This window comes from Lapidilactobacillus achengensis, assembly GCF_003946655.1.
Taxonomy (GTDB): Bacteria; Bacillota; Bacilli; order Lactobacillales; family Lactobacillaceae; genus Lapidilactobacillus; species Lapidilactobacillus achengensis.
In genome coordinates this window covers 53,501-67,134 of record NZ_RHOV01000004.1, presented here as the reverse complement: position 1 = coordinate 67,134, position 13,634 = coordinate 53,501, and the positions used below count along the sequence as shown (strand labels likewise).

The following is a 13,634-nucleotide window of genomic DNA, read 5'->3' as shown; positions in this document are numbered from 1 at the left end:
GCAATGAGTAAGCCGCTATATTTAGAAATATACAAATCCCTGAAGAGTAAGATATTAAATGGCAATTATCCAGCAGGTAGCAAGCTCCCAAACATTGCAACACTAACCGAAGAGTTCTCCGTCAGTAAGATTACCGTTGAGAAATCTATGAAATTATTAGTTGATGATCGACTTATTACACGTCAAAAAGGCCGGGGAAGCTTCGTTAATTCTGACGAAGTAGCCCTAATCAACCAGGAGAATCAAACTAAGCCACAGAAAATCGGTTTTATTTTTACCGACTTTTATCCACACTATGGCATCGACCTAATCAAGTCCATTCTCGACTCCAGCTCCGATCAATACGAAGTGTTATTCGCGCTTACCCATGACCAAGTTGAAAATGAGAAGGCCACGATAAAAAAGTTCGAAAAAGAAAATGTTGATGGCATAATCGTGTTACCTGCTCGGTCAAAGTATCTAAACAGTGAACTCGTTCAACTGGTCATCGACCAGTTTCCTTTGGTCTTCATTGATTTAAGCATCCATCTAGATAAACAGTTTTCAATAAAAACTGATAATCGTGGCGCTGTTAAGGCTGTAATGAGGTATATTCTCGAGAATAATGGCCCCCAAAACATTTCAATAATGTACGGTTCCTCAGACGATATCGTTCAACATGAACGAATTCAGGAAATAAAAGATTTTTGCACGGATCAATCCTTGCGAATCCCAAAAGAGAACTGGATTTCCAATATTTACTCCTCACCACATTCTTTTTCTGATAATGATGTAAGTAATATGGTCCACGTTTTGCAGGCACGACCTAACATACACACAATATTCGCGCTCAATTACGAAGTGGCTGAAACTATCAAATACGCGGCCGAAAAAATCAATCTACGAATTCCCGAAGACTTAAAAATCATTTGTTTTGACGCGCCAAAGACACTATACGGAATACCATTTTTCACACATATCCAGCAGGATGAAACGGAAATGGGAAAGAAAGCTCTAAGCTTACTCACCAAGCTAATTAATCATGAACAAATAGTAAATCCAACAATTACAATTCCAACAAAATTGATCGTGGGCAAGTCTTTTCCCAAGCATATTTAATTCCCCAGGGAGGTAATCCACCATGTCAACCTATTCATGGCGAACCAGCGAGAAAGAAATCTATCCAACTAAGAAGGCGCCTAGTATTGTGACGTTGCCGCGGCAGCGTTTCTTGGCGATCAAGGGGCAAGGTGACCCGAACGATAATGCGGCGTTCAGCGCGGCGATTCAGACGCTGTATACGTTGAGTTACACGATCAAAATGGCGCCGCGAAAAGGGATCGATTTCCCGGGAGCGTTTGATTATGGGGTTTATCCACTGGAGGGTTTCTGGACGTTACCGGCGGATTATCAGGCTGTCGGGTTGGACAAAAGTCAGTTGTTGTACACGATCATGATCAAGCAGCCAGATTTTGTAACCGCCGCTGTCTTTGCCGAGGCGCAGGCGCTGGCAGCCAAGAAGTTGACACCAGCTGAATTGGCTCAGGTGGCTTTGATTGAGCGCGATGAAGGCTTGGTGGGGATGATTTTGCACCAGGGCGCGTTTGATGATGAGCCAGCTAGTTTCGCGCGCTTGGGCGCATTTGTTGAGCAGGCGGGTTATCAGCGCACCAGTAAGGCGCACAAAGAGATTTATTTGTCTGACTTTCGCCGAGTTGCGCCGGAGAAGCGAAAGACCATTCTGCGCGTAAGCCTAGCACCACTTTAAAATAAGCAAAAATCGACCCCGAACTTCACTGATAAAAGTGAAGTTCGGGGTCGATTTGTTATTTTTTATGATCGGGTTTTAGACCAAAGTCAGGGGATCGACATAAGCTTGTTCTAGGCTACTAGCTACGGCGGCAGCGGTAATGTGGCCGCGATAGGTGTTGAGTCCAGAAGCGATCGTCGGGTTAGTTTTGACAGCTTCAGAGATGCCTTGTTGGGCAATCAGTTGCGCGTATGGAATCGTGACGCTGGTCAGCGCATCAGTGGCGGTCTTCGGCACGGCGCCAGGAATGTTGGCGACCGCGTATTGGATCACGTCATGTTTCAAGTAGATTGGGTCGTCGAAGGTGCTGGCATGGTCACTGGTTTCGAAAATGCCGCCTTGATCGATTGGAATATCGACCATGACTGAGCCAGGTTCCATCGCTGCCACCATCTCATCGGTCACTAATTTCGGTGCCTTAGCGCCTGGAATCAAGACCGCGCCAATTACCACGTCCGCGTGTTTGACTGAATGGGCGATATTGGCGGGGTTCGAGAAGAGCGTCTGAATATGACCATCGAACAAATTGTCGATCCGCGCTAAGGTAGCCGGATTGATATCGAGGATCGTCACTTGAGCCCCCAGACCCATGGCGGTTTTGGCCGCGTTCAGACCGACAGTGCCGCCGCCGATCACGGTCACGTGACTCTTGCGCACGCCAGGAACGCCGCTCAGTAACACACCTTTACCACCATACTGTTCTTGCAAAAATTGAGCGCCGATCAAAACGGCCATGCGTCCGGCAACTTCGCTCATAGGATTCAAAGCTGGCAAACCGCCATCCTTGCCTCGCATGGTTTCGTACCCAACTGCGGTAACTTCATTTTCCAATAGCGCTGCGGTCAGTTTAGGATTTGGCGCCAGATGTAAGTAAGTATAAAGAATCAGGCCAGGTCTGAAGAAATGATATTCCTCAGGTAATGGTTCCTTGACCTTGATCACCATATCGCCAGCCCACGCTTCTGTAGCAGTTGCTACAGTCGCGCCAGCGGCTTGATAGTCAGCGTTGGTATAACCAGCGTTGTGTCCCGCATTGGTTTCCACTACGACTTCTTGGCCGGCCTGCACGAGATTTTGCACGCCAGCAGGAGTAATGCCAACTCGGTTTTCGTTATTCTTGATTTCTTTGGGAATTCCAATTCTCATATGAATCACTCCTTGTTGTCCACAATAGCACAAAATATCCCATCTGTGAATTGGACCTTGGTTGGAGATAGATGAAATTATGGCTTTAATCATCATTTTCCCAGCGATTAAACACCCATGCTCCAAACACGACAAAAGTCGGCACTGCCAGGCGATTGGTTTCGCTTCCATAAATGTAGATCTGTTTATTTTTTTAATATTTTCAAAAAAATTATTCAGATAAAAAAATATTTTAATTCCATCCTAGAAGCGACCATAACAAAAAATAAAAACTGTTAATAAGCCAGTTGCCCCCTTTGCTTTTTCGCGTTCGTGCGACTCGAAGTATCCCGATTGCTAAACCCGATGCTGTGGGCAGTCTCAGACCACGCGACCAAGCACGCTTGTCTGGGCCCAACTTGTGGCAAAAAAAGTTTGCCTCCCAGCGTGGGTAGCAAACTTTTTTGACAAACAGCTCAAGCGCGTTCCTATTTATCTTCCACCTGCGACGGTGAGACGCCGTAATATTTCTTGAAGAGCTTGCTGAAATGATAGGCATCCTCGTAGCCCACCGCCGAAGCGATTTCTTTGACGGTGGTATCGGTTTCATTTTTCAACAGCGCATGGGCGTTCTTTAAGCGGATCTGGATCAAGTAGTTGATTGGGCTCATATCCGTGGCCTCTTTGAAAATCCGCGATAAGTAGGCGGGGCTGACATAATTGTCCCGCGCCAGCTGCTCCAAGGTAATATCTTCCGTATAATGGTTCTCCAAAAAGTAGATCACGCTGTCCACCAGGTGATTCTGCTTTTTTTCGGTCTTGGATAAGAAAGGCTTGATGTAATTCTCCTCGCGGATCGTTAAGCCCCGCAGGATATAAACTAGGATCTCGATGATGATCCCCTTGCTGATCAATTGGTAATCCGCGTCTTGTTGGTCGATTTCGCCGACCAATTGCCAAGCTTTGTCAATGATCTTATATTGATACTCACCGATTTCTAGTTGCGATTTCTTCGTGGGGAGGAAATTACGGGGGAGGCCATGGAGGGAAATGTTCTTGATGCCCAAATGAAGTTGGTGGGAATACGTGTCTGGCCGTTGTTGTTCGGCATGTTGCACGCCCGGGTTGAACAGCATGATTTGACCAGCTTGGACATCGACCCAGTGTTCATCGATGAAATAGTGGGCTTGGCCTTCCAGCATGATGCTGATCTCCAGGAAATCGTGACTGTGTAAATTGTAACCACCCGCGACCTTATTCCAGGGATCATAGGCGTAAAGAATCTCAGGATTGAACGTTTTGGCGTCGGCATAACTCATCTGATTGACCCCTTTCAGTTGATATAGGTGTACGTATAACATTGTACATTAATTTGACGAGCATTGACCATTCCAATCTCAAAAAAAACGTTGATAATAGACTCTTGAAGATTGGAGGATTCAAATCTATGAATAATTTTCAATGGATCTGGCAGTATGTCAAAGTTAACCGACGCAAGCTGATCATCGCAACATTCTTGTTCTTGATCAGTACGGCTTTGATTTTAGTCAATCCATATATTATGGGGCAAATCGTCGATCAGGTCATTGACGGCAATAAGGATAGTTTACTCGTGCCGTTCTTGCTGGTCATGATTGGAGCGACGCTGGTGCGGACGATCACCCGCTATCTTTATCAAATCTTATTCGAACAAACCGGCCAGAACACCCTATTCGATTTGCGTCAAGATATGTACAAAAAGTTGCAGGAGTTGGATTTCGACTTCTTTAATCACACTCGTGTTGGTGACATTATGACCCGTATGACTGGGGATACCGACGCGATTCGCCATTTCGTTTCTTGGGTCAGCTACCAAGTTTTGGAATGCATCTTCTACTTTGTGGTTTCGATCGTTATTATGGGCACGATCAACTGGAAACTGACCCTGGCTTTAGTGGCGGTCACCCCAGTGATCTATTTTCTGACTCAGGCCATGGCGCGGGCGCAACATCCGGTCTTCTTCCAAATCCGGCAGAGTTTCTCGCGGCTAAATTCCATGGTGGAAGAGAACATCAGTGGTAATCGTGTCGTTAAGGCTTTTGTGCGTGAGGATTTCGAAATCGAGAAATTCAACGAGCATAACGAAGATTACAAGAAACGCAACATGGACGCCGCTAACGTTTCCAAACGTTTCTTGCCTTGGCAAGATGGAGTGGCCAACAGTTTAAGCGTCATCGCGCTGGTTTTCGGCGGTTATTTGGTGATCAAGGGTGAAATGACGCTGGGTGACCTGGTCGTCTTCAACGGCTACTTATGGATGCTCAATCAGCCCATGCGGATGAGTGGCTGGCTGATCAACGATGTGGAGCGCTTCTTGGCTTCTTGCGTCAAGATTCGGCAAATGCTGGCGGCCAAACCCAAGATTGAAGTTCGCAATGCCAAGAACCAAGTCCGGGTCCAAGGCAAGGTTGAATTTGACCACGTCAGCTTCCATTTCGCTGACGACCCAGAACACCATGTTTTGACCGACATCAATTTCACCGCGCAACCAGGTGAAACAGTCGGCATCATTGGTGAGACCGGCTCTGGCAAAACCACGCTAGTCAACTTGATCGGGCGTTTCTACGATCCGACGAGCGGCACAGTAGCGATTGATGATCGCAACGCCAAGGATTATCCGATCCGCGAATTGCGGGACAATATTTCTATGGTCATGCAGGATGTGTTCCTCTTCTCAAACACGATCGCGGACAATATTTCCTTCGGTCGGCCGCACTTAGACGAACAGTACGTGCAGTCAGTGGCGCGGATCGCGGACGCTGATAATTTTATCGCGAAGATGCCTGAAGGTTATGAAACCGTCGTTGGCGAGCGGGGCGTCGGTTTATCTGGCGGTCAGAAACAGCGGATCTCCCTGGCTCGTGCCTTGGCCAAGGACCCGTCGATCCTGATCCTGGACGATACGACTTCGGCCGTTGATATGGAGACCGAAACCAAGATCCAACAGGAATTAGGTAAGATGACCACCAAGAAGACCACCTTCATCATCGCCAACCGGATCTCATCTGTCCGCGACGCCGATCAGATTCTCTTAATGGAGAAAGGCCGTGTGGTTGAACACGGCACCCATGATGAACTGATGGCGCTACACGGCAAATACTATGAAGTTTTCCAGAAACAACTGGGCTTAGAAAAGGGGGAGCAAGTTGGCAACACGAAATAAATCAAACGTCGATGAAGAACTGACGAAACAGTTCAATTGGCATGATTACAAAAGACTAGCTCACTATTTAAAACCTTATATGACCAAGATCTACCTGATTTTGATCGTGATCATTCTCGCCAATGTCGCCGGGATGTTAGGACCATATTTCACTAAAATCACCATTGATACGATCATCCCCAATAAGGATTATCGCCAATTATGGCTGATCGGCGGCCTCTTTACCGCCTCACTGTTCTTCATTGGCTGGTGTCTGCGCTACCGGATCTACCACATCACCGAATTAGGCCAAGATGTCTTGAAAGATATGCGTTTGGATATTTTCCAGCATTTACAACGCCTGTCCTTCTCCTACTTCGATAATCGGCCCCACGGCAAAATCTTGATTCGGGTGGTCAATTACATCAACACCTTGAGTGATCTGCTGTCGAACGGTTTGGTCAACTTGATTTCCGATGTTTTCAACGTGATCATCACCTTGATCTTCATGTTCGCCATCAACGCGCGTCTGACTTGGTACAGCTTGATCTTGATCCCGGTTTTGGTGATCATGGTCTGGTTTATCCAAGATCGGCAACGGAAAGCCTACCAGATCCTCAGTAACAAGCAGTCCAACTTGAACGCATATATCCACGAAAGTATTTCCGGGATCAAAGTGACCCAATCTTTCGCTCGGGAGAAGGAAAACTTCCGCATCTTCAACGAGGATAACGAAGCCTACCGGACCTCTTGGATGCACGCGGTCAAGATCCAGTTCCTGCTCTGGCCCGGCGTGCAAAATATCGCCGTTTTGACCATGAGCCTGATCTACTTCGTCGGGATCCGCAATATCGGCGTTGACGTTAGTACCGGGACGCTGATCGCCTTCATCGGTTATATCAACAACTTCTGGAACCCCGTCATCAATATTGGGAACTTCTATAACTCGCTGATCACCGCCACCGCCTACTTGGAACGGATCTTCGAAACCCTAGATGAAAAGCCAGAGATCGAAGACCAATCTCAAGCGAAGAACCTGCCTCAGATCCAAGGTCATGTCACTTTCGATCATGTTTACTTCCGCTATGAACCTGGGAAGAATATCCTGACCGACGTGAATTTCCACGTGGACCAAGGTCAATCCGTCGCCTTAGTCGGTCCGACCGGCGCTGGTAAAACCACGATCATCAACCTGTTGAGTCGCTTCTACGATGTCAACGAGGGCGATGTTAAGATCGATGATCATGACGTGCGCGATGTCACCCTGTCCTCGCTCCGGAAACAAATGGGCGTCATGTTGCAAGACACTTTTATTTTCTCCGGCACGATCATGGATAACATCCGTTACGGCAAGCTGGACGCTACCGACGAAGAAGTCGTCGCCGCCGCCAAAATCGTCCGCGCTGACGATTTCATCAGCGAATTGAAAGACGGCTACCAAACTAAAGTCGAAGAACGCGGGAGCACCCTTTCTGCCGGTCAACGACAACTGGTCGCCTTCGCCCGCGTCTTACTGGCTGATCCGCGGATCCTGATCCTGGATGAAGCCACTTCAAGCATTGACACCAAGACAGAAGAATTATTACAATCTGGCTTGCTGGCCCTACTGAAAGGTCGCACTTCCTTCATCATCGCCCACCGCTTATCCACGATCAAAAACTGCGACCAGATTTTCTACATTGATGGTGGCCAGATCATGGAACACGGCACGCACGATGAACTGATGCACCAACACGGACTTTATTACCAACTTTACCAATCACAATACGAAATGCTGAAACTGGAGCCCTTAGAGGCCTAAAGTTCCATCGCCCCTGCCTGAATTTTTTGGGCAGGGGCTTTTTTGCCAGAGTGCTCCGCGAGGATGGGTGGCTGTGAGCATTAATTTATCTACTTGACTAGGCTGCGCAGCAGATTGGGCAAGTAGATGCTTTAAGGCGCAGCGGTCTGCACCTCGCAGCACGTCTCTATCTTGCCCGCGGCTTGCGCTGCGAGAATCGGGATGAGCTCGCTGTGGGCGTCACTTTGAGCTTCGCAAAACCCACGCGAATCTCAAAGCTGAGCCTTGTCCTAAGTGGCGGAGCCGCCAAAAACGCGTTCCACACAACTGCTTTCTGCGCCGATACGCAATTTCACTGGATTGATTGCATCAATCCAGTGAAATCGCTAGTCGTGCTCAAAAGCAACCCGTTGTGTTCCACGCTATCATTTAATTTCACGGCGATCTCACCCCGATTCTCTCCGCTCCAGCCGCTCATGGTATCTTATTCATTGAAGCTCTCACGCTGACTAGCAAGCTGTGTCCAATTGATTCGACGCCACGTTATTGACGGCCGTGGTTAGTGATCCGCAACTCGATATTGGTGCCCCCGGGAAAGCTTAGCCGAGCTGAGCTACTAAATTTGGTTCTTGCTGCATCAACTTTATTACTTGACATTGCTGTATCATCCCCGAGTGGATCATTGTTTGACAGCTGCCTAGCGTAGTTAAGTGGCACAAGCTGGGGGTGGCGAACACGTTTCAAAAAAGCTGAAAGCGGCCAACGCCACTTTCAGCTTTTTTGCGCTATTAATCAGATAGTTAATCCGTCATAATCCTCAGTAAAAATCGAAAATATCCTTAACCGCTGCCAAAGCTTTGAGACGTAACACTTTGCTAACGTGATCGACAACCTCACCATTACGAGCAGCATAATCATACCCCAACATATTGCTGGTAATCGCAAAACCATTGATTTTAACACCTTTGACACTCAACGCAGCTGGGAACCCTTTAGGAATCTTAGAGGTTATCGGAAAGCCAACCACCATTCCTGTGCGTTCATTATAAACGGTTGAACTAACGACTAGCATCGGTCGACGAATGTTATTATTTTGGGGATGATGACCACCATATTCATGCCCAGCATGCGGCTCGGCATCAATCCAAATCAAATCACCCTGCTTCGGAAAAATCAATTCACCAGACATTCTCTTTACCCACTAATCCAGCATTATCACCAAGATCAAGCTCTGAAATTGCTTTCCTAAAATCATAATCAGGGTGGTCCTGATAGATATTCTTGTGTGCTGGAACAAACGAAATAATCCCGTTCTCGTCCAGCACAGCTTCATACTCAGTATTCTCGGAGACCTTAAAACTGGCCGGTATCGTAATCATCATGGAGTTCCCCTGAATACGCGCTTTGACAGTCATCCTTATCACCTCTTCGATGTAATTATATCAGTAATTACCTCTATCGACAACAAATACATTTATGGAAAGACTGGCAAACGTGCGCAGCGCACCGGGTCGACTTCGAGCATTAACCTAGCCAGGATTTTGGAGGCTGGTCTTTGCCTCCAGAATAGTTGCGTTGCTAAGCGGAAGGAGCTAGGTCGGTGAGCACGTTTCAAATCCAGAGTGCGGAGAGGTGCGGTTAGACCGTGATCATTAATTTATCTACTTGACTAAGTTGCGCAGCAGATTGGGCAAGTAGATACTTTAAGGCGCAGCGGTCTGCACCTCGCAGCACGTCTCTATCTTGTCCGCGGCTTGCGCTGCGAGAATCGGGGTGAGCTCGCTGTGGGCGTCACTTTGAGCTTCGCAAAGCCCACGCGAATCTCAAAGCGGAGCATTGTCCTAAGTGGCGGAGCCGCCAAAAACGCGTTCCTCACAACTGCTTTCTGCGCCGATACGCAATTTCACTGGATTGATTGCATCAATCCAGTGAAATCGCTAGTCGTGCTCAAAAGCAATCCGTTGTGTTCCACGCTATCATTTAATTTCACGGCGATCTCACCCCGATTCTCTCCGCTCCAGCCGCTCATGGTATCTTATTCATTGAAGCTCTCACGCCGACTAGCAAGCTGTGTCCAATTGATTCGACGCCACGTTATTGACGGCTGTGGTTAGTGGTCCGCAACTCGATATTGGTGACCCCGGGAAGGCTTAGCCGAGCTGCTAAATTGGGTTCTTACTGTATCAACTTTTTTGCTTGACATTGCCATCTCATCCCCAAAAGGAATATGCTGTGCCCCCTCAGCGGGAAGCCGTTTCAACAGCGCCCCTGCCGCCCAATCAAAATAAAACACTTATCCTAATTGTAATCAATAGTCGCTCAGATCAAATCGTGCTAGAATAAAAGCAAGATCAATAATGACAAAGTGTCACGGTCAGACGTGTTGATCGAGGAGGAATTGGCATGTGTACAAGTATTAGTTATATCGCAGAGAATCAACATATTTTCTTGGGTCGGACCATGGATTTCGGCCCCGAATTGAAAGGTCGGCCAGTGGTCACCCCACGGAATTATGAATGGACTTCCCAATTAGGCGAACATTTTCATTTCGATTATGGTTTTATTGGTATCGGACGTAAACTTGGCGATTATCTAGTCGCTGACGGCGTCAATGAGAAGGGTCTGGCAATGGCCGAACTTTACTTCGCCGGTGAAGCTGAATACGCCCAGCCTATGTCCGGAAAAGCCGGCCAATTGGCGCCGCATGAATTCATCATGTGGGTTTTAGGTAAAATGGCGAGCATCGCCGATGTTCGCGCATCGATCGATCAAATCAGCTTGGTGGACGCGCCCAGCGCACTTTTGAAAGTGACCTCGCCACTGCACTTTATTCTCAGTGACTTGAGCGGCGCCACCGTGGTGATCGAAACCAAGGACCAAAGCTTGCAGATCATTGATGATCCTATTAAAGTCATGGCCAACAGTCCTGATTTCAATTGGCACCTGACGAACCTCCGCAATTACTTACCGCTGAATCCCCATAGCGCTCCTAATCGTGAGATCAACGGTTACAAGCTAAACGCTTTCGGCCCTGGCTCTGGCACGTTCGGGCTACCTGGCGGTTACACCTCGCCTGAGCGCTTCGTTCGCGCCAGCTATCTGCTCAGCAACATCGAAGCCGCCGACACTACCGAGAAGAATGTGGTCAACCTCTTCCGGATTCTAGACAATGTCACGATTCCTCGCGGCGTGAAAATCAAAGATGACGGCAGCGTCGATTACACGCAATATCGTTCCCTCGTTGACCTGACCACCCAAACGCTCTACTTCCAGCCTTACGACTCCCTACAACTCTATGAGGCGCACTTGACCGAGGATCTGTTGAACAAGTCCGAAGTTACTGAATTGCCTGTGGGTGATGGACTAGGCGCCACGGAATTGAATTGATAAAAAACTCGATTCAACACATGTCATGATTTTCTGGAATTAGTTCCACTCAGTAATTTCCAGAGACCACAATACAGGTGTGAATCGAGTTTTTTTATTTCATTTGGAACTTTGTGCAATAAATAGTGGTTCGTACAGCATCCCGAAAAGAAAGTCATCACAATGATTTCGGAGAATGTTAATCTGATCGAAAAGTGATTGCTCTTGGTTCAGCAATGCCCACAACTGTTCTTTTTGCGTCGTCCCAGTCCACGAATTCTTCATTCTTTTCTTTATTTCAGGTAACATATCAGCGTTCTTTGCCATACTAAAGCCGGAAATGTCTAGTGTCTCACCCGGAATAATCTTAAGCTTGTAGTTCAATCCCGAATCAGCCTTCACAGCATGAAAACAAAGAATATGACTCCGCTCCTTAGCAAAAGTCGAGGAGTCAGTAGCTACAGCCAACTCCACTTTCCCCTCTGCCCAGTTCACGGTTAGAGTTGATCTACTTCGTTGATCTTTTTGATCCTCGATCAATGTAAAAATGTTATTCTTTCCGGGAAAGATATGCCATTCCACAGTTTCAGGCAATTCCACGCCAAATTCATTGTCTGGATGCGCGGCCAGTGGAATGATTGCTCCCGCCTTTGCGAAAACGAGTGTCTCATCAATTCTTCGGTACATCTCCACTCTTGTATTGCCTGAATACTTCCAATCTTTATAAAAGTCAAACCAAGTACCCTCAGGCAACCAAACACTCGTCTTTGCATAACGATAAGACCGATCAATTGCCGATGTCGTCGGCGCGACCATTACCTGATTTCCAAATAAGTATTCATTGGGACTATGATAGGCTTCCTCTTTATCTGGGTTTAGATAGTACAACGGCAATACTAACGGGATTCCCTTTTCATGACTGCGAACATCCATTGTATACAGATAAGGCACCCAGCGATGTCGCTCCTGAAGAATTCTTATGGCGTACTGACGATATGGCGCTTCCATGTTCCAAGGTTCTTTATTGACAAAATCACTGGATGTTCCATGTAACCGATTAATTGGGCTGAAAACACCAAATTGTAGCCAGCGAATCAATAATTCTTCGTCATGAATCCCTCCCATATGACCACCAATATCATGACTCCACCAATTGTATCCGATATTGGAAGCTGTTGCCGTAAAATATGGTTGGAAGTTTAGCGATTTCCAACTAATTACTGTATCCCCAGAGAACCCCAATGGATAACGATGGCTCCCAGGTCCAGCATAGCGCGAAAGAATCAGACCCAGTCCTTTTCTCTGGCTGTCTCGATAATGATAGTAGTTCAACAACCAAAGCGGATCTAGTCCTTCAATTCGAGAGAGCCCACCTTGCTGCCAGTCGATCCACCAAAGATCAACGCCCTGGTCCTCCAATGGGTGATGCACATCATCAAAATATGTTTTAACGAATTTATCATTCGTTAAATCAAATTTTGCTGTTTCTTCAGCGCCCTCGTCCAAACCAAGTTTCCGTGCGACTTGATGATATGCTTCCTCGAAGCCCCTTATTCCCGAGGCCGGATGAACATTTAAGGCTGTCTTGAGCCGTAGTTGATGTAACTGACTAAGAAATCTTGGCGGATCAGCAAAGAGTTTGCGATTCCAAGTATACCCCGTCCAACCATTTCCATACTTCTTAGGAATATCTACCAAGTGCCAATCCATATCCAGCACGGCTACTGAAAGCGGGATTTTTTCTTTACGAAATTTCTCCATCAGCTCAAGATAACTATCCGAAGTGTATGGCCAAAATCTACTCCACCAGTTTCCTAGAGCATACCGCGGAATCAACGGCGGATTCCCCGTGAGGTGATAAAAATCAACAATTGCATGGCAGTAATCATCCTGATAGCCGAAGTAGTATAGATCAATTGCTCCTCGTTCACGCGGCGTTAGCCTGATCTGTTGATCATCCATATCCACCGTCGAAACTTCAAATGACGTGGAATCATCCAGAATGCTATACCCATGCCTAGAAACAATTCCCTCGTCCAAAGTAACCGCACCATCTGCACCATCTAGGGTTCGTGCTGTTCCTTTCAACGTGTCCAAATCACGATCACCAAAATGCCAGACTCGATCAAAATAGGAAAACTCTTTATTCAGTTCAACGGATAGCCCTTGAGCTGAAAAAGGCCTCTTATCATAATACAAGTGGACCTTATCCGTTATGATTTCTAGCAGATCGGGTCGATCGATCCAGCGATAATTTAGCTTTGGAAAATTCCGATTAGTGACAACTTGCGTGGCAGCGTCAGTAAATCGACCTGAAGGCGAATACTCCATTCTAATCAACGACGATGTGAGTACTGTGAAACGATAGTGTTTTCCCTTAATCTGCATGTCTT

10 protein-coding genes are annotated in these 13,634 nt (G+C 47.1%); 5 read left to right on the top strand and 5 right to left on the bottom strand.

Annotation, left to right across the window (positions count from 1 at the left end):
• The first annotated feature begins 3 nt into the window (after nt 1-3).
• Both EKM94_RS03570 and EKM94_RS03565 read left to right on the top strand, forming a co-directional pair.
• The gene (locus EKM94_RS03570) at nt 4-1,098 is read left to right on the top strand and encodes a GntR family transcriptional regulator (RefSeq protein ID WP_125597598.1); all 1,095 of its coding nucleotides are present in this window, start codon (nt 4-6) and stop codon (nt 1,096-1,098) included.
• A gap of 22 nt (nt 1,099-1,120) precedes the next feature.
• Nucleotides 1,121-1,747: a GyrI-like domain-containing protein gene (locus tag EKM94_RS03565; protein WP_125597595.1), complete on the top strand. Its 627-nt coding sequence runs from the start codon at nt 1,121-1,123 to the stop codon at nt 1,745-1,747.
• Nucleotides 1,748-1,825: 78 nt separating this feature from the next.
• Here EKM94_RS03565 and ald read toward each other — a convergent pair whose 3' ends face one another.
• Both ald and EKM94_RS03555 read right to left on the bottom strand, forming a co-directional pair.
• Nucleotides 1,826-2,935, bottom strand: coding sequence for an alanine dehydrogenase (gene ald / locus EKM94_RS03560; RefSeq protein ID WP_125597592.1), 1,110 nt, complete (start codon nt 2,933-2,935; stop codon nt 1,826-1,828).
• A gap of 467 nt (nt 2,936-3,402) precedes the next feature.
• Complete coding sequence (locus EKM94_RS03555) at nt 3,403-4,233, bottom strand: helix-turn-helix transcriptional regulator (protein ID WP_125597589.1); 831 nt, start codon at nt 4,231-4,233, stop codon at nt 3,403-3,405.
• A gap of 128 nt (nt 4,234-4,361) precedes the next feature.
• Between EKM94_RS03555 and EKM94_RS03550 the strand changes: the two genes are divergently transcribed.
• Both EKM94_RS03550 and EKM94_RS03545 read left to right on the top strand, forming a co-directional pair.
• Nucleotides 4,362-6,116 (top strand): ABC transporter ATP-binding protein, encoded by a 1,755-nt coding sequence (locus tag EKM94_RS03550; RefSeq protein ID WP_125597586.1) that lies wholly within the window; start codon nt 4,362-4,364, stop codon nt 6,114-6,116.
• The gene (locus EKM94_RS03545; RefSeq protein ID WP_225422148.1) at nt 6,100-7,896 is read left to right on the top strand and encodes an ABC transporter ATP-binding protein; all 1,797 of its coding nucleotides are present in this window, start codon (nt 6,100-6,102) and stop codon (nt 7,894-7,896) included. The genes EKM94_RS03550 and EKM94_RS03545 overlap by 17 nt, the downstream gene beginning before the upstream one ends.
• Nucleotides 7,897-8,692: 796 nt before the next feature.
• Here the strand turns inward: EKM94_RS03545 and EKM94_RS03540 are convergent.
• Nucleotides 8,693-9,064, bottom strand: a complete 372-nt coding sequence (locus EKM94_RS03540; protein WP_125597582.1) for a type II toxin-antitoxin system PemK/MazF family toxin — start codon at nt 9,062-9,064, stop codon at nt 8,693-8,695.
• Entirely contained in the window at nt 9,054-9,290 is a 237-nt protein-coding gene (mazE, locus tag EKM94_RS03535; RefSeq protein ID WP_125597579.1) for a type II toxin-antitoxin system PemI/MazE family antitoxin, read from the bottom strand. The genes EKM94_RS03540 and mazE overlap by 11 nt, the downstream gene beginning before the upstream one ends.
• A 988-nt stretch (nt 9,291-10,278) precedes the next feature.
• Here mazE and EKM94_RS03530 point away from each other — a divergent pair.
• Nucleotides 10,279-11,262: a choloylglycine hydrolase family protein gene (locus EKM94_RS03530; RefSeq protein ID WP_125597576.1), complete on the top strand. Its 984-nt coding sequence runs from the start codon at nt 10,279-10,281 to the stop codon at nt 11,260-11,262.
• A gap of 99 nt (nt 11,263-11,361) precedes the next feature.
• On the opposite strand, the gene EKM94_RS03525 is transcribed toward EKM94_RS03530, so the two are convergent.
• Nucleotides 11,362-13,629 carry a glycoside hydrolase family 31 protein gene (locus EKM94_RS03525; protein WP_125597846.1) on the bottom strand — a complete coding sequence of 756 codons (2,268 nt, stop codon included), beginning with the start codon at nt 13,627-13,629 and terminating at the stop codon, nt 11,362-11,364.
• Nucleotides 13,630-13,634: the final 5 nt, after the last annotated feature.